The sequence below is a fragment of the Hymenobacter nivis genome, from assembly GCF_003149515.1.
GTDB classification, from domain to species: domain Bacteria; phylum Bacteroidota; class Bacteroidia; order Cytophagales; family Hymenobacteraceae; genus Hymenobacter; species Hymenobacter nivis.
Map to the genome: position 1 here is coordinate 3,600,377 of NZ_CP029145.1, position 17,529 is coordinate 3,617,905.

Below are 17,529 nucleotides of genomic sequence, written 5' to 3' on the forward strand. Positions count from 1 at the left end.
CCGCTGGTTTTCACCCTTTAGTTTTTCTATTGCATGAAAGTTTATACGCTTGCCCTTGGCCTGGGCGGGGCCGCCCTGTTGGCGGGCAGCGCCCGCTCGGCTGCTCCTGCCAAAACCTATGACCTGGTAATCAGCCACGTGGGCGTGGTGGACGTGGTTACCGGCCAGGTACTGCCCGACCAAACGGTGGCCGTGGCCGGCGGCAAAATTGTGCAGGTGGGCCCCGCCGCCCGGGCCCGCTACGCCGCCCGGCAGACCATCGACGGCACCGGCCGCTACCTGATGCCCGGGCTATGGGACATGCACGTGCACTTCCGCGGCGGCGACAGCCTGGCGGCGGCTAATAAGAAAAGCCTCGCGCTGTACCTGGTTCATGGCATCACGACGGTGCGCGACTGCGGCGGCGACCTCACGCAACGGATTTTCGCGTGGCGGCGCGCCGAAGATGCGGGTACGCTGGCGGGGCCCCGCATCTTCACGTCGGGGCCCAAAATTGACGGCCCTGCGGCCTACTGGCCCGGTTCGCTGGAAGTGGAAACGCCCAACCAAGTCAGCCAGGCCCTCGACTCGCTGCAACGGCTGAAGGTGGACTTTGTGAAGATTTACGATAGCAAAATTTCGCCCGAGGCCTACCTGAACACCATCACCCAGGCCGAAGCCCGTGGCATGAAAACCACTGGCCACATGCCCTACTCCGTCACGCTGGGCGACGCCGTGTCGCGAGGCCTGGACGCTACGGAGCACTTGTACTACGTTTTCAAAGCCTGCTCAAGCAAAGAAGACAGCCTTACGGCTGTGGTGCGGGCCAGTCTGAAAACGCCCAAGCCGCTGGGGCTGTTTGCCATGTTGCCGGCCGTGTACGATACCTACAGCCCAGCCGCGGCAGCGCGCATTTTTCAGGCCATGGCCACCCACCACACGGCCGCCGTGCCCACGCTGGCCATTGGCAAAACCCTGGCCGAGCTGGGCGAAAACGACCACGCCCACGACTCACTGCGGGCTTACATCGACCCCAAAATCCAGGCCACCTACGCGCGGCGGCTGGCCAGCGCCCGCCTGCAGCCCGCCGCCACCCGGGCTTTCACTCAGAAGCTGGAAGCTAAGTTCATGACCCTTGTGCCGCAGATGCAGGCCGCGGGGGTCGTGCTGCTGGCGGGCTCCGACAGCGGGGCCTTCAACTCGTTTATGTACCCCGGGTCCTCGCTGCAAGATGAGCTGACGCTGCTGGTGCAGGCCGGCCTCACGCCCGCCCAGGCCCTACGCGCGGCCACCCTCAACGGGGCCCGGTTCATGGGCGTGGCCGACCGCAGCGGCACCATTGCCGTGGGCAAAGACGCCGACTTGCTGCTGCTGAACGCCAACCCGCTGGCCAACATCAACAACGTGAAGCAGATAGCCGCTGTGGTGGCGCGCGGCAAAGCCTACCAGCGCGCCGACCTGAACCGGATGCTGGCGGCTGTAAAAAACAAGTAGCGTGGGCTTTACGAGTCCGCGCGTTGAACGGCAATCGTTCGACGCGCGGACTCACAAAGCCCACGCTACAAGTCGGGTAAGCTACTTTACGCCCGGCCCATTTGCCGGAGGAAAGCCACGTGCGAGGCCACGGCGTAGCGCATCTTGGGGTATTCCTGGTAGGGGAGGCCGAACTCCTCGCAGGTCTGGCGGATGATTTTGCTCAGCTTGGGGTAGTGCACGTGCGAGATTTTGGGGAACAAGTGGTGCTCGACCTGGAAGTTGAGGCCCCCCACGAGCCAGCTAATCACGCGGCTGTCGGTGGCGAAATTGGCGGTGGTGCGTAGCTGGTGGATGGCCCAATCGTCCTCCATTTTGCGGGTGGTTTCGTGGGGCACGGGGAAGGCTGCCTGCTCGACGGTGTGCGCCAGCTGGAACACGATGCTGAGCGTGAAGCCGGCCACGGCGCTCGTCAGCAGGAAGCCGGCCAGCCAGGGGCCCCAGCCCACCATGTAAATGGGCAGGGCCACGTATAGTCCTAAATTCAGGAGCTTGAAGCCCCAGAAAATCAGGTGGTCGTTGGTGCTCATTGGCTTGAGGTCCACGCTACCGATTTTGCGGCTGAAATACTTCTGGTAGTCGGTGAAGAAAATCCAGGAGATGTAGAGCAGGCAGTAGAAAAACCCGAAGTACAGGTGTTGAAAGCGGTGGGCGCGGTGGCGGGGCTGGTCGGGCGTCATGCGCATCCAGGGCCGGATGTCGAGGTCGTCGTCCACGCCGTCGATGTTGGTGTACATGTGGTGCACGGTGTTGTGCTTGGCGTCCCACATGTAGCTGCTACCGCCCAACACGTTGAGGGTGAAGGCTGCTACTTTGTTCAGCCAGCCGTGGCGGCTGAAGCTGCCGTGGGCCCCGTCGTGCATCACGTTGAAGCCGATGAGGGCCAGTACGCCGCCCATCAGTACGCACTCGGCCAGGGCCCAGCCGGCGGCGGGCGTGAAGAACACCAGGTGCACGTAGAGTGCCACCAGGGCTCCGAGTAGCAGGGCGGCCTTGCCCAGCAGCGAGGCGTTGCCGGTTTGGGCCTTGCCCGTGGTTTGGAAATACTCGGCCGTGCGGCGCTTCAGCTCGGCGTGAAAAGAGCGCGGGGGCGCAAATTTGGGAAGCAGCATAACGTAGAAAAAACCAACTAGTAGCCCGTGGCAGCACGGGCCGCTGGAGTGGTGCTGCGTGGCCAGTTGGCAACAACAGCGGGCTTCTGCACCTTGCACAAGCCAAATGCGTTAGGAGGTACGCAGCCGCCCACCCCGGGGGATTGGCGCCCGGCGCTCCGGCCCGCAAAAACACAACGCCCCACCCCCCGCGGAAGTTAGCGGGGGCCCTAATGTTGTTGGCCCGGGGCCGCGCGGCGGCGCACAGCCCCGGGCCGCCAAACGCCGTAGAAGGCAAAATATTCACCCTTTTCTTCCCTCGCCATGTCCCGTCTGTTGCTTCTCGCCTTGCTCTTTGTGGGGGCCCTGGCCCGGCCCGCCGCGGCCCAGTCGGCCGCCGGGCTGCCGGCCCGCCCGGTACCGTTCCAGTTCGTGACGGACCAGGCCAAATTGATGGCCCCCGCCGACGCCAAAAAACTCGACGGCGGCCTGCGCCGCTACGCCGACCAAACCGGTACCCAGGTGGTGGTGGTGACGGTGCCCAGCCTGGGCGGCCGCCAGGTATCGGACTACGGCCGGGCCCTGGGCACGGCCTGGGGCGTGGGCCAGCGCGGCAAAAACAACGGCCTCGTGGTCATCGTGGCCGCCCAGGAGCACAAGGTGACCATCCAGCCCGGTAGCGGTCTGGCCGATAAAGTCACGCCCGCCCTAATCCAACGCGTCATCGCGCAGGATTTTGGGCCCAATTTCAAGCAGAACAACTACTTCGCCGGTTTGCGCAAGGGCCTGAGCACGTTGATGCTGGCCGCCAACCCCGCCTCCAACCCAAATAAAACTACTACCGCCCCGGCCGCCGCCGGGGCCCCCAGCGCGGCCGCCCCGGCACTGAGCAGCGCGGTGCCCAACGCCGCGCCCGATGCCCCGACAAGTAACATGGCTACCAACGGCGGCGGTGGCTTGTCTTCGGTTGCCACTCCGACCGATTCCACGGGCCCGGGCATTGGCACGGGTGTGCTGCTCATCGGCGCGCTTGTGATGGGCGGCCTGCTGTATCTATTGGTGCGCATGTTCCGGCGTAAAACCGCGGATAACGCCGCCTCAGGGCCCCAGGCGTCCAACAACCCGAACTTCTACCCTAACCAACCCAACCCGAACCAGCCTAACCAGCCGGGCGGCACGCCCAACTTCCTGCCCAACGCGCCCCAGGGCGGCAACTACGGCGGCCAGGCCCCCAACCAGGGCGGCGGCGGCTTCGGCATGGGCAGCATTCTGGCCACCGGGGCCGCCGCCGCCGCGGGCGCCTACCTCGGCAACCGCATGTCGGAAGGCCACAGCGGCGACACCGGCAGCGCACACAATTTCGATACCAACAACGCGGGCTTGGGCGGCGCAGCGGCGGCGGGCGGCGCGGCAGCGGCGGGCGGCGCAGCGGCGGCCGGGGCCGCCGGCACCGGTGCCGCGGGTGACTACTTCGCCGGGCGCGGCGGGGAGGCCAACGAAAGCGCCCCCGATTACTTCTCCGACAACAACACCGGCAACGAGCAGTCGGGCGACTACTTCTCTTCCGACGATTCCTCCTACGACGACACTTCCTCGGACGACACCGGCGGCGGCGGCTTCGACGACACGGGCAGCGACAACAGCGGCTCGTGGTAACGCCTTGTGAAACAAGATTCTAAGGTAGCAATTTGAATTAACGGCAGCACGAAGTAGAGACGTATCCTTGCGTCTCCGGTTTGAACAACTTGTCCGACATCGTTCAATTCTGAGACGCAAGGATGCGTCTCTACTTCGTGCTGGCGTTAGCCCAAACTGCCCCCACAGCAAAAACAGCCGCCCAAAATTGGGCGGCTGTTTTTGCTGTGGGGGCAGTTTGGGGCCCCGGTCGTGGGGTGGCTACTTCGGCATGGTGCCTTCCAGTTCGCCGACTTTGATGACGCCGCGGTGCTTGGGCTGTTGGGCGCGCCGGGCCTGCCGCCGGGCCCGCCGCCGGGCGAAGAAGCCCATGCGGGCGTTGCGCTTACGCGCCTGGCCCCGGTACTTGTAGGCCTTGTAGCGCGGGTGGTGGTCGGCGGTGGGCGCACTGGCCGCGGCGGCCGCCTGGGCATCGGCCAAGCTGAGCAAGCAGCAAAGCAGCACGAGGATAATTCGAATCATAAGGGAATGATAAAAAGTGAACTATAAGTAGTTAGAAACGCAAAGTAACCTCCCGGCCTGCATTCACGGTTTGCACCGGGCCCCGTTGTTCGGCGTATAATGGGTAGGGCAAAGTTTTTTTATGAATTTTAAAACAAAAGTGCAACTATACATTGTAAAAAATCTATGTGATTAACTGGTTGATGATTGCTTTGAAAGAAAGGCGAGAACAACCGATTTAAAGAAAGTAGGAATTGTTTGGAAATAACCCGAAGGCTGCCCTTCGTTTCCTAAATCAGCTTACTAAAAGGATATTTCCCCCGTATGTAGGGCGCTTGCGGCGGCGGGCCCCGGGCCCGCCGCCGCAAGCGCCCGCTCGGTAGTATTTTGCTGCCATTCAACCCGTTTTTTAGTGAGCGACGAGATTACCATTGTTAAGGGCGAGGCGGGTATGGCCAAGCCCACCATGCGCCGCTTCGCCGTCAATGTGGCGTCGCTGTTCAGCGTGCAGGTGGCCAATTTCCTGCTGCCGCTGCTCACCGTGCCCTACGTGGTGCGCATCATCGGGCCCGACAAGCTGGGCCTGCTCAACTTCTCGCAGGCCTACGTCACCTATTTCAGCTTGCTCATCAACTACGGCTTCGACATGGCAGCCGTGCGCGTCATCGCCGCCAACCGCGCGGACACCGAGGCTACCAGCCGCATCTTCAGCCAGGTAATGGCTGGCAAGGCGCTGCTGTGGGTGCTGTCGGTAGTCGTGTTCACCGTCGTCACGCTCTCCAACCCTGAGTTCAAAGGGCACCTGGGGCTGCACATCTGCACGTTTTTGGTGTGCATCGGCACGGTGCTTTCGCCGTTCTGGCTGTACCAGGCCATGGAAGATTTGGGGCGCGTGGCCATGTTCAATCTGGCCGTGAAGCTCATCTTTTCGCTCTCGGTGCTGCTGCTCATTCGCAAGGCTGATGACTACGTGTACCAGAACCTGGCCATCAGCGTGTCGCAGATTTTGGTGAGCGTGGCTGCGCTCTACGTGGCCGTGCGGCGCTTCAAAATCAAGTTCACTTGGCCTACGGGCCCTGAGCTGCGCAACCGCTTCAAGGAAGACCGGACGCTGTTTTTCTCGTCGGTGATGATTACGATCTACGCCAGCTCGAACGTGTTCATCCTCGGCCTGCTCAGCCTGCCCTACAACGTGGGCATCTACGCGGCCGGCACGCGGCTGGAGGGTATGGCCGAATCGTTCGTGGGCCTGGCGCTCAACCAGGCCTTTTTCCCCATTGTGGCCCAGGCTTTTGGGCAAGGGCGCGAGCAGGGGCTGCGCATGGTGCGCACCACGTTTTTCCCACTTTTCATTGTAATGGCCTTGGTGAGCGCGGGGCTGTGGCTGGTGGGGCCCTACGTCATCACGCTGCTCTACGGGGCTAAGTTCGCGGGGGCCGTCACCATCCTGCGCATCGTGGCGCTGCTGCCGCTCATCATCGGCATGAGCAACCTGCTGGGCCTGCACACCATGCTAAACTTGCGCATGGATCGCGCCTTTTTCACGGTCACGGCCGTGGGCTCAGTGGTGGGCCTGGCCCTGAACCTACTGCTCATCCGCCGCTATGCGCACGTGGGGGCCGCCTACGCGCTGGTGCTCACGGAGGCCTACATCACGGGGGCCATGTACGTGTACCTGCGCTGGAAGGGTATCGAAGTCATCAAGGTGTCACACCTGCGCGAAGCCATCGCCTTTACTAAATCGCGCGTATTAGCATTAAAAAACAGGTAGTTATGGAAACAATTGCCGCTTTGGTGGTTACCTACAACCGCCTGGCCGACCTCAAGAAGTGCCTCGACACGCTGCGCGAACAAACGCGGCCGCTCGACGCCATCTTTATTGTGAACAACGGCAGCACCGACGGCACTGCCGAGTGGCTGGCCACCCAGACCGGCCTGCTGGTGACCACCCAAGCCAACCTGGGCGGGGCCGGCGGCTTCGCCACGGGCATCGATACGGCCTACCGCGCCGGCCATACCTGGATTTGGTGCATGGACGACGATTGCCTCGCCGCGCCCGACGCCCTGGCCCAGCTGCTGGCCGCGCCCAACCTGGGGCCCTGCATCAAGAACGCAATGTCGGTGAGCGTGAACAACCGCGACGAGTTGGCCTTCTTCGTGGACCGCCCCAACCAAGCCTACCGCAAGGTGAGCGACATGACCGGCGTGGACTTGATTTACGGCGTGGCCTCGTTTTTCAACGGCACGCTGGTGCACCGCAAGGTGGTGGAAACCATTGGTATTCCTGACAAGGACTTGTTTATTTGGGGCGATGAGGTGGAGTACATGACCCGGGCCCAGAAGCACGGCTTCCCCGTTGTGACGGTGCCCAGCAGCGTGTTCTATCACCCCGCTTCGTTCGATCGCGACGGTATTCCGTGGCCCGCCGCCTGGAAGCAGTACTATGCTGTGCGCAACCAGCGCCGCGTGCTGCAAAATCAGTTTGGTAACACCCTCGGCTGGGCATTGTACGCCAGCTGGGCCGCCAAGGCCACCTTGCAGCAAGCCCGCGCCAAGCGCGACAACCGCCTCTACAACTTCCTGCTCTACGGCGAGGCCGCCCTCGACAGCCTGACCGGTAATTTTCGCAAGCGGCCCGATACCATCCGCACGCTCCAACTCTACAAGTGGCGCAATAAGTAGCGGAAGCTGCTTCACAAGCCCCCATAGAGGCCTTGCGAGGCGCTACGCAGGGTAGGTAAGTACCTGCTAAAGATATGTTGCAACAAAAAAGAGCAGCCCATCAAGACTGCTCTTTTTTGTTGGTAATTCCTGAAAGAAACCGGGCACGATAAGCGCCGGGGCCCTATTTCTGCACCACTTGCATGCTCACGCGGCGGTTAAGGGAGCGGCCCTCCTGGGTGTCGTTGCTGGCGAGGCCGTCGAGGGCCCCGTAGCCCGTCGAGGTGAGGCGGTCGGCGGGCACCCCCATGCTCACGAGGGTGGCCATGGCGGCCTTGGCGCGCTCCTGGCTCAGGCGCAGGTTGATGTAGGGGCTGCCTGAGCTGTCGGTGTAGCCGCCCAGCTTCACCTTGGCTGCCGGAAACCGCTTGAGAATACTGGCGATGTTGGAGAGCTGCCACAGCGATTCGTTGGTTAGAATAGCTTTATTGGATTCAAAATAAATGCGGTCGAAGCCGATCCAGCCCTTTGACGGGTTCAGCAAGTCAACCTCCTTGGTGGGGTCGATGAGGAACTGGTAGAGCTTGCTCTCGGTCGAGTTGGACCCGATGATTTGGCGCACGCCATTTTTGAGCTTGAGCACCACCGGTACCGCCGTTTTGCCGCGGGCCGCGTCGGCGGCCGACGTCAGGTTGGCCACCGGCACGGCCGTGTAGGGCCGGCCCGACGGGGCGCTGGCGTCGAGGGCGGGGGCGGCTGAGGACACCGCGGCCACCTCGGCATCGGGGGTGCGGGTGCCCAGGATGTAGCCAAACTCGGCCACCGCAATAAGGCCTACGCTCAGCAGCAGCGCGTTGGCGTGCCGCGCCACCCACGAGGAGGCTACGGCCGGGGCTCCGGCCGCTGTGGACGCGGCGGCAAACTCGGCGGCCAGCGGGGCCCCCGCGGCCGAAGCAGCGCCCGGTTGCGGCCGCAGCCACTGGCTCAGCTCCTGGGCCGTCCAGCTATTTTGGGCCACCAGGCCGCCCATGATGCTGAGCGCCGCGCCACTTACCCGCTCCACCAGCTGGTTCACCGACGCGGTTTGGATGCCGGTGGCCGTGGCCACGCTGTGCACCTTGCCGTGGTAGCGGTCGTCGAGGGCCGTTTTCACCAGGTCCGCATCGGCGTCGGGCTGCGGGGCGGTGTGCGCGGCGCGGGCCGCGTTCCAGAGGGAGTCGCGGCCGCTGGGCTGCCCGGCCAGCTCCTCGAAGGTGCTCATTACCAAGTCGGCCACGCGCGAAATGGCCAGCTGCACCCCCACCTGGTGCTCGGCCGCCAGGGGCCCCGTGGGGGCTGAGCTGTGCGTCCGAAGGAAGTTTTTAATGTCTTCCGGCATGTTGTGCAGCGTGGTCATGGTAATGGGTTGACGAAGGAGTGAAGAAAAAAGGTGCTGTTTTTTATGGCTTCAGTACCAAATGGACTTACGAAAGCCGGTCCGCCAAGGATTGGGCCCTGGCTGAAGATGCAAAACGGGGTTTTGCCGGTGTCCGCCCCAGCGGCGCTTGCAGTGCGCCAAGCAGATTTTTGGGGCCCTAGGCCAGCGGGGCGTAGCGGATAATTACATTTTCAGCAGCGCGTTACCACTTAAAAACGCGCAATTTGTTTCCTGTAAATATAAATTATATTAAATATAATTTATATTTATAACGAAGGACTTGGCCTTAGTAGCCGGGCCCCGGGCTGGGCTACAGCTGCTCGACGCGGCCGCCGGGGTACACCACGAACGTGGCGCTGTCGAGGGCCAGGGCTCCGGCCTTATTTTTGGCGCGGTAGGCGTGCACCAGCTGGGTGCCCAGGCGGGCCGAATCCTTCACGCCGATGAAGCTGTTGGCGATGACCAGTAGCGAATCGTTGTGCTTATTGGCCTTGCCATAGCGGGCCATGATGGCGGCGGTTTTGGCCGGCGCGTCGTGGCGGGCCAGCGAGGCTTTGTAGTTGGCCAGCGCCTGGTTGCGGGGCGTTAGGGCGTCGTCAAAGGCCTGCATGGCTAACACGCCCTTGATGGCGGCCTCGTTCATTTTGGTGTAGGCGGCGGGGGCTCCCCAGCGCACGGGCTCGTAGCCGGGGAAGGCCGCGGCGTGGGCGGCTACGTACGCCGCCACGGCCTGCTGCAAGGTATCGGCCGGGGCGGCGGCCTTGGCTGCGGGGGCCCCTGCGGCGGCCTTGCCGGCCGGGGCGGGGGAGTTGCAACCAGCGGCGGCCAACAAAAAAACGAGCGTGGGGAAAAGGTTTTTCATGGCGGGGACAAGCTATTGGATGATGCGGAGTATGGGGCCAGCCGGTGGGAAGCTGGGCACTGCGGGGCCGCCCCAAGCAGTCAAGGCGTTAGCTCGGCGGTTGCGCGGCTCTACGGTACGGCGCGTTGTGGAGTTTCCGCGGGGCGGCCCTGCTGGCCGGTGGGGCCCCGGGCGCGGTGTGGGCGAAGCGCCGGGTTTGTTGCGCAACCGTGAACGGGTTAAAATCCGTATGGCTCAGCGAATTCAACCGTCCGGGAGATTTTCGCCGCTGGAACGCGCCCGGGCAATGGCGCGCCGCAAGCAAGTTATTTTGTCACAATACTTGCAAATTTGACTAATAATTTATTTATTCAACTTTTTGAATGTTCTACTCATGATGTTATTTTTCCGATTACGCTGGTTGGGCTGGGGGTTACTGTTGGGTTTGGGAAGCTGCGTGACGCAGCAAAAGCTGCCGTATTTGCAAAGCAGCAGCTATTCGACGCAAAAGCCGGTGGAGGTGAACAACGCCCGCCCGGCGTACCTGCTCCAGCCGGGCGACGTGCTCAGCATCCGGGTGCAGAGCGTGCAGCCCGCCTTGAGCGAACTTTTTAACGTGCCGACGCCCCAGAGCATGGTTTCGGGCGACCCCAGCACCCTCTACCTCACGGGCTACCCCGTCGACGAGGCCGGCACCATCAATCTGCCCACCGTGGGCCGCCTCAAGGTAACGGGCCTCAGCCTGACCCAGGCCCAGGCACTGCTCGAGCAGAAGGTGGGCGCTTACGTGCGCGACGCCAACGTGCTGGTGAAATTGCTAAGCTTTAAAATCACGGTATTGGGCGAAGTGCGCCTGCCGGGCCGCTACTTCATTTACAACCCGCAGGCCACCGTGCTGGAGGCCCTGGGCATGGCCGGCGACCTCACTGAATTCGGTAACCGCCAGAACGTTAAGCTCGTTCGGCAAACCGCCAAGGGGTCGGAAGTCGTATTGCTAGACTTGACCGACCCCAAACTGCTGCAATCGCCCTACTATTACCTGCTGCCCAACGACGCCCTGTACATAGAACCGCTGAAGGCGCGCACGGCCCGGGGCAACGCTAACAACTTGGGCCTGGTATTTGCCGGCATCTCCGCCGTTGTGCTGTTGATCGGCTATTTTACTACGAGAAAATAACCGGGTTTAACCGTTTGATTTTTTGGGGTTCTGCCCAAGCTAAATACCTATGGAAGCGCGTCCTGCCCCTTTTGCTGCCGAATTAGACTTACACGAGCTTTTTTTCAAGCTCCGCCGCCGCTGGACCTGGTTCGTCGCGGCCCTGGCCATCGCCGGGGTCCTGGCCTGGGTGTACCTGCAAGTGAAGGCTCCGGTCTATGATTTTCAGTCCACTTTGCTCATCGGCGACCAATCGACGGGCTCCAAGCAGGCCCAGGAATTGCTGCAACTGCTGGACAGCAAGCCCAAGGGCCTCAAGCTGGAAGACGAAGTGGGCCTGCTCTCCTCGTCGGACATGATGCGGCGCACGCTGGCCCAGCTGCCGTTTTCGGTGAGCTACTACGCCGAGCCCAACTCGTGGCTGAACTGGGTGCGGCCGTTGCAAGTGCGCGAGCGGGCGGCCGGCGATATGCCCTTCTGGGTAGTGGCCGTGCCGGGCCGGCCCCAGCTCACGGGCGTGCCCATTTACGTGGAGTCGCTGCCAGGCAACAAATTCCGGGTGCACGCCGACGCCAAGCGCGGCCAACTGCGCCAGCTGGCCACCGGCGACTTGGTGCGCGAGGTAACCGACGTGGAATTTGACCAGACCGTGGCCGCCGGCGACACGTTGCGCAGCCCCTTGCTGACGCTGGTGTTCCGGCCCGAGCCCGACCAGCTGGGCGGCGGCAAAGCCAGGTACTTCTTCAAGCTGAACGACCTGGCCAGCCTGACGGCCGAGTACCAGGCCCGCCTCAAGGTGCGCCCCACCGACCACGAGTCGCGCATTCTGGAGCTGACCACCTCGGGCACGGTGCCGGCTAAGGAAGCCCAGTTCCTGAACACGCTGATGGCCACCTATGTGCAGGACGACCTAAGCCAAAAAAACCAGGTGGGTAGCAAAACCCTGGCCTTCCTCGACAACGAAATCAGTAAGCTGTCGGGCTCGAAAACACGCGCCGCGCAGGACCTGAGTTCCTTCCGTTCGGCCAACAGCGTGGTGGACGCCGGGGCACAGTCGGGCGTGGGCATTCAGCAGCAAAACGAGCTGAACGCCACCCGCAACCGCCTGGCTACCAGCCAGCGTCGCTACGAAAATATGCTCTCCTACCTGCGTGCCCACCGCGGTGCTGGCAGCGTAACGGCCCTGAGCAGCGGCGGCCTTGACGACCCGGCCGCGACTGGCCTCATCCAGCAGCTTTCGGAGCTGGGCAGCCAGCGCGCCGCCCTGATCGTGAACGCCAGCGAAATCAACCCTTTGGTGGTGGTGCTCGACGAGAAAATCAGCACGACCAAGGAGCTGCTTATCCAGACCCTGACCGGGCTGGTGAACTCGTCGGCCAGCTCGCTGCGCGACGCCGACCAGCAGCTGGGCGAGGTGCGCGGCCAGCTGAGCCGGATGCCCGAGAATGAGCGCCAGCTCGGCTCGCTGCAAACCAATTCCCAGTTCAACGAGAAGAACTACAACTACCTGGTGGAGAAGCGTAACGAGGCCGCCATTGCCCTGGCCACCAACGCTACCGATAAGAAGATTGTGGACGCCGCCAAGCAAAACGGCCTGGGACCCTCGGCACCCAAGCCGCTGCTGGTAGGCCTGCTGGCGCTGCTGGCCGGCCTGGTGCTGCCCGCCGCCCTCGTGCTGATGCAGGACAAAACCAACCGCCGCGTGCAAAGCAAGGAAGACTTGGCCCGCCTCACCGGCATTCCGCTGCTGGGCGCCATCCCGCACGGCTCCGACGAGGACAAGCAGAGCATGCTGCACGACCCGCGCAGCGCCATTGCGGAAGCCTTCCGGGCGGTGCGCGTGAACCTGCAATACCTCTCGGCGGGGCTGGATAAGCGCGTGATTGGCGTCACGTCGTCGGTGCCGGGCGAGGGCAAGAGCTTTTGCACCGTGAACCTGGCCGCCGAGCTAGCCCAGAGCGGCCGCCGGGTGGCGGTGCTGGAGTGCGACATGCGCCGCCCCACACTGGCCAGCTACTTCGGCATCGACCGCCGCGCCGCGCACGGCCTCAGTACTTATTTGGAAGGCACCAGCACCCTAGACGAGGCCCGTAGCAGTACTAGTATTGACAACCTCGACGTGTTTTGCTGCGGCCCGCTGCCCCAGAACCCCACGCGCCTGATTGAAAGCGCACGATTGGGCGAGCTGGTGCAACAGTTACGCGGTGAGTACGACTACCTGCTGGTGGATATTCCACCGCTGGGCTACGTGTCGGAGTTCCTGGTGCTGCTGCAATACCTCGACGCCAAGGTGTATGTGGTACGCCAGAATTATACCGACCGCTCGCTGGTGGGCCAGATCAACGAAATGCACCGCGACCAAAAAGTCAAGCAACTCTACCTGCTCATCAACGACGTGCGCTTCGCCAACACCTACGAATACCGCTACAAAGCCGACGCCTATAAATACGGAGCGTAGTTTTTAGCTGATGGCCATTAACTATTGGCTGTTAGATTTTTACAAGTGGAAAAGAACATCTTTGTCTTAAAAAGCTAACAGCTAAAAGCCATCAGCTAAAAAAATGGCCGTAACCACCCAAAACCTGTCTTCGGCCGCCGTGCGCGGCGTGCAATGGACGACGGCCGCCACGGTGCTCACCGCCGTGATGCAGATTGGCTACACCGCTGTGATGGCCCGCCTGCTCGACCCCGCCGCCTTCGGGCTGGTGGCCATGGCGGGCGTGGTGCTGCGCTTTGGTAGCTACTTCGCCGAAATGGGCCTGGGCCACGCCCTGGTGCAGCGCTCCGAGATTGATGGCCACGATGTGCGGGCCACCTTCACGGCGTCGCTGGGCCTGGGGCTGGCCGTGGCGGGCATTGCCTGGCTGGGGGCCCCATTGGCGGTATTGTTTTTGAAAAACGAGGCCGTGGTGCCGCTGGTGCGGATGCAGGCCCTGGGCTTCATCATCGTGGGCCTGGGGGCCACCGCCACCAGCCTGCTGCGTCGCGAAATGCGCTTTGAGGTCATTGCCAAGGTAGAAGTGGCGGCCTACGTGCTGGGCTACGGCGGCGTGGGCATTACAATGGCCCTGCTGGGCGCGGGCGTGTGGAGCCTGGTGGCGGCCAGCTTGGCCCAGCAGTTTTTCGCGGCCCTGATGAACTACCTGGTAGTGCGGCACTCGCTGCGCTTCATCTTCGACCGGGCCCCCTACGCCCGGCTGCTGGGCTACGGCGGGCGGGTGTCGGTGGTGGGCTTTCTGGAGTTCATCAACGGCAACCTAGACACGCTGCTGATTGGGCGGCTGCTGGGCTCGGTACTGCTGGGTATCTACAACCGGGCCTACATGCTGCTGTATTTGCCCATGTACTTCCTGACGAACAGCCTGGCGCGGGTGGCCTTCCCGGCCTTCAGTAAAATCCAGGACGACCTACCCCGCACCCGGGCCCTGTACCTCACCAGCAGCACGCTGGTGGCCACCGTGGTGCTGCCCGTGTGCGCCGGCGTGGCCGTGGCCGCCCCCGAGCTGGTGCAGGTGCTGCTGGGGCCCCGGTGGGCGGCGTCGGTACCCATCCTGCGGGTGCTTTGCCTGTCCATTCCCCTGAGCATGACCACGTTGTTTGCCGGCGTGGTGGCCGACGCCCGGGCTAATCTGAAACAGAAAATTATCCTCAACCTGGAGTTTATGGCCCTGCTGGCGGGGCTATTCTGGGGCCTGAAGGGCTACGGGCTTGCCGGCATTGCCGGGGCCATTGGCACGGGCGAGGTAGTGCGCACGTTCTTATACATGCGCATCACGCACCGCGACATTAGCATTCCCTACGGCCGGCTGTTTGCCATTTACAAGCCCGGGTTGCTGAACGCCGCCGCTGTGGGCCTGGGCCTGCTGGCCGTGGCCACGCTGGTGCGCCCGCTGCACGCGCCCGCCCTGGTGGCCCTGCTCGCCCAGATAGCCGCCGGGGCCCTGGTGCTGGGCGCGGTGGTGCTGCGCTGGCCTTCGGACGAGCTGCGGCCGATGTTGCAGCAGGGCCTGGGGCGGCTGCGCGGCCGGGCCTCACTACCGGCCGGGGCCCACGTGCGGCTGGCCCGTTACGCCGCTTTTCTGGAGCGCGACGCCAGCGAATTCCCAGTGCTGGAAGCCTTTGATAATTCCCTGACCCCATGAATATTCTGCTAACCTCGCTGCAAGTGCCGGGTGCGGCGTCGGGCGTGCGGGTGCACTACGAGCGGCTAAGCGCGCTGCTGCGGGCCCAAGGCCACCAGGTAACGGTCATCACCCTGAACGACTTGCCCGCCTGGGGGCAGCGCCTGGTGGGGGCCCTGCGCCATGGGCTGGCGCTGCTGCCGGGCCGCCTGGGCCAGCGCCTGGGCCTGGAGCTGACCGACGTCATCAAGATTTACTTCGCCATCGACCGCCGACAGGCTTACGATGTGGTGAACGCCCAGGACGTGAGCAGCGGGTGGGCCGCTCGGCTAGCCCTGCGCGACCGGGTGCCGGTGGTGGTGACCGGCCACTACAACGACCACCCCGGCGAGGAAATAATCAAGCAGGTGGGCCTGAAGCCCAACGGCTGGGCGGCTCGCTTCGAGTTGACGTGGTTCAACTTCCTGCTGCGCCGCACCAAGTTTTTTTTGGGCATCTCTGAGTACGCGCTGCGCCTCACACTGCCTCTGCTGCCGCCCGATGCCCGCACGGCCATTGCCCACAACGGCGTGGACATGGACGCCTTTGCCCGGCCGGCCCCCGGCGGCACCCCGCTGCCCGGCCCCGACCTGCGGGCCCTGTTTCCGGGCCGGCCCATCGTGCTGAACATCGGCCAGTGGGAAGCCCGCAAAAACCAGCAGTATCTGGTGCAGGCCGCCGCCGAGCTGCGCCGCCTGCACCCCGGCTGCGTAACGGTGCTGGTGGGCAAGGGCGAAGACGAGGCCATGCTCCGGGCCCTCATCGCGCAGCACGGCCTCGAAAACGACGTGGTGCTGCTGGGCTACCACCCCCACGTGGCCCCGCTGCTGCACGCCGCTGACGTGTATGTGCACACTGCCACCCGCGAGAATTGCCCCTACGTGGTCATTGAGGCCCTAGCGGCGGGGTGCCCGGTGCTGGCCCTGGCCGCCGGCGGCAGCCCCGAGCTGCTGGCCGGCACGCCCGAAGCCTCGGTGCCCAAGCCCACCCCGCCCGCGGCCCTGGCCGCGCAAGTGGCCGCGCTGCTCGCCGACCCCGCCGCGCTGCGCGGCCTCCAGCAGCGCCAGTACGCCTACGCCCGGCCGCGCTTCGACGTGGCGGAGATGGTGCGCAATACCCTGGCGTTTTACCGGCAGGCCACCGGGCAGGCGCCGCTCCGGCCGGCGGCCCCCGCGGCGGCCCCGCAGCTTGCCTAGCCCGGCCGCGGCTTTACCTTACGCTACGTCATGAAAATCAAGCTGCATTTCCTTCTGATTTTGCCCATGCTGGCCGTGCTGGCTACTAACGCGGCGTTTTGGGAATTTATTTATGGGTTCCAGGTAGACCAGGAGCCCGACGGGGTGAAACTGTACACCTACGGGCTGTTTGCGGCCGCCTTTGCCGCCATGGTGTGCTACGGGCGCTACATGGAGCCCCTCGTTCGGTGGTGGATGTGGGTGGTGCTGGCTGCCATCGGCGGGCTGATGCTGGAATCGTATGCCAACCAGGGCTCGTGGATGGCTTACCCGCACGTGTTCAGCAAGTTGTTCATGCTGCTGATTATGTTCGGTATCTACTGTTTCCACCGGCGCTTCGGGCTGCCGTCGCTGGGCCAGCTGCTGGGCGTGCTCACGCTAGTGCTGGTGGCCAACCTGCTTATTTATCACCGCGACTCACTCAGCTTCACGGCCTTCGCCGAAAACGAGCGGGGGTTTGGCTCGTCGGCAGCCTACCTGTTCGTGCCGGTGGCCCTGTATTGCCTCAACCGCTACCTTACCCACGGCCAGCTGCTGGCACTGGGCGGGTTTTTCCTGTGCCTGCCGCTCATCATCTTCCTCCAGCACCGCTCGGTGTGGATTGCCACGGCGGTGGCCATTCCGCTCGATTTGCTGCTGCTGCGCCGCACGCCGGGCGTGCGGTTTTCTTTCACCAAGGCCTTTATGCTGGTGGTGGTGCCCGGCATCCTGGGCTCGCTTGGGGCCACAGCCCTGGTGCTGAACAACCCCGAGGTAGTAACCCGCCTGGCTACTAGCATGGACGACATGGCCAACGCCGACAAGCAGGGTACCGGCAGCTGGCGCCTCAAGCAGCTGGAGTCGTACATACCCTTGGTGCAGGAGCGCCCCATCGCCGGCTGGCGGCTGGAGGGCTTCGAGGTGCCCATGCAGTTCTACGACCCCAGCAACGACCAGCCCATGTGGGCCGACCGCACCGGCCACCACTTCCACAACTTCTACCTCGACCGGGCCTTCTACTTCGGTATCCTCGGCATCTTATTGGTGCTGCTCGTGCCCATCGTCCGCATTGGGCAGCGCCTGCTTCAGCCGGGCCCCATGCGCCCCGATACCGCGCTGCTGATTGCCTACTTCGGCTGCCTTTTGGTGTTTTCGGCGTCCTACGACTGGTCCACGTACCACTTCGGCCTGCTGGGTTTGCTGCTGGCTGCCCTGGCCGAGCCCGAGCCCCAGCCCTTGGCGTTCCCCGCCGCAGAAGAGCCCGCAGAGGACCAGGAAATAGTAAGAGACGCCTACGTAAGTGTTTGATTTAATTATTAATTGGTACATCTTTGCTTAGAG

13 protein-coding genes are annotated in these 17,529 nt (G+C 63.5%); 9 read left to right on the forward strand and 4 right to left on the reverse strand.

Annotated features, from left to right (window positions below; genetic code table 11):
• The first annotated feature begins 33 nt into the window (after positions 1–33).
• Entirely contained in the window at positions 34–1,473 is a 1,440-nt protein-coding gene (locus DDQ68_RS16000; protein WP_109657201.1) for an amidohydrolase family protein, read from the forward strand.
• 86 nt (positions 1,474–1,559) lie between these two features.
• Here the strand turns inward: DDQ68_RS16000 and DDQ68_RS16005 are convergent, their stop codons facing one another.
• Positions 1,560–2,624 carry a fatty acid desaturase family protein gene (locus tag DDQ68_RS16005; RefSeq protein ID WP_109657202.1) on the reverse strand — a complete coding sequence of 355 codons (1,065 nt, stop codon included), beginning with the start codon at positions 2,622–2,624 and terminating at the stop codon, positions 1,560–1,562.
• Between the two features lie 303 nt (positions 2,625–2,927).
• Between DDQ68_RS16005 and DDQ68_RS16010 the strand changes: the two genes are divergently transcribed.
• Positions 2,928–4,259, forward strand: coding sequence for a TPM domain-containing protein (locus DDQ68_RS16010; protein WP_109657203.1), 1,332 nt, complete (start codon positions 2,928–2,930; stop codon positions 4,257–4,259).
• Between the two features lie 240 nt (positions 4,260–4,499).
• On the opposite strand, the gene DDQ68_RS16015 is transcribed toward DDQ68_RS16010, so the two are convergent.
• Positions 4,500–4,760 (reverse strand): hypothetical protein, encoded by a 261-nt coding sequence (locus DDQ68_RS16015; protein ID WP_109657204.1) that lies wholly within the window; start codon positions 4,758–4,760, stop codon positions 4,500–4,502.
• Between the two features lie 391 nt (positions 4,761–5,151).
• Here DDQ68_RS16015 and DDQ68_RS16020 point away from each other — a divergent pair, with 391 nt between their 5' ends.
• Positions 5,152–6,510: a flippase gene (locus DDQ68_RS16020; RefSeq protein WP_245897075.1), complete on the forward strand. Its 1,359-nt coding sequence runs from the start codon at positions 5,152–5,154 to the stop codon at positions 6,508–6,510.
• A 2-nt stretch (positions 6,511–6,512) separates the two neighbouring features.
• Complete coding sequence (locus tag DDQ68_RS16025; RefSeq protein WP_109657205.1) at positions 6,513–7,421, forward strand: glycosyltransferase family 2 protein; 909 nt, start codon at positions 6,513–6,515, stop codon at positions 7,419–7,421.
• A 163-nt stretch (positions 7,422–7,584) separates the two neighbouring features.
• Here the strand turns inward: DDQ68_RS16025 and DDQ68_RS16030 are convergent, their stop codons facing one another.
• Both DDQ68_RS16030 and DDQ68_RS22960 read right to left on the reverse strand, forming a co-directional pair.
• On the reverse strand, positions 7,585–8,796 hold the full coding sequence (locus DDQ68_RS16030; protein ID WP_109657206.1) for an OmpA family protein: 1,212 nt from the start codon (positions 8,794–8,796) through the stop codon (positions 7,585–7,587).
• 331 nt (positions 8,797–9,127) lie between these two features.
• A complete protein-coding gene (locus DDQ68_RS22960; protein WP_162550163.1) occupies positions 9,128–9,679 on the reverse strand; it encodes a hypothetical protein in 552 nt (183 codons plus the stop codon).
• Between the two features lie 424 nt (positions 9,680–10,103).
• On the opposite strand from DDQ68_RS22960, the gene DDQ68_RS16040 reads away from it, so the two are divergent.
• The 5 genes from DDQ68_RS16040 (at position 10,104) to DDQ68_RS16060 (ending at position 17,496) form a co-directional block, all read left to right on the forward strand.
• Positions 10,104–10,835: a polysaccharide biosynthesis/export family protein gene (locus DDQ68_RS16040; RefSeq protein WP_211320160.1), complete on the forward strand. Its 732-nt coding sequence runs from the start codon at positions 10,104–10,106 to the stop codon at positions 10,833–10,835.
• A gap of 49 nt (positions 10,836–10,884) precedes the next feature.
• Entirely contained in the window at positions 10,885–13,272 is a 2,388-nt protein-coding gene (locus DDQ68_RS16045) for a polysaccharide biosynthesis tyrosine autokinase (protein ID WP_109657208.1), read from the forward strand.
• 103 nt (positions 13,273–13,375) lie between these two features.
• Positions 13,376–14,956, forward strand: a complete 1,581-nt coding sequence (locus DDQ68_RS16050; RefSeq protein ID WP_109657209.1) for a lipopolysaccharide biosynthesis protein — start codon at positions 13,376–13,378, stop codon at positions 14,954–14,956.
• Complete coding sequence (locus DDQ68_RS16055) at positions 14,953–16,170, forward strand: glycosyltransferase family 4 protein (RefSeq protein ID WP_109657210.1); 1,218 nt, start codon at positions 14,953–14,955, stop codon at positions 16,168–16,170. The genes DDQ68_RS16050 and DDQ68_RS16055 overlap by 4 nt, the downstream gene beginning before the upstream one ends.
• A 30-nt stretch (positions 16,171–16,200) precedes the next feature.
• Positions 16,201–17,496 carry an O-antigen ligase family protein gene (locus DDQ68_RS16060; protein WP_109657211.1) on the forward strand — a complete coding sequence of 432 codons (1,296 nt, stop codon included), beginning with the start codon at positions 16,201–16,203 and terminating at the stop codon, positions 17,494–17,496.
• Positions 17,497–17,529 lie beyond the last annotated feature (33 nt).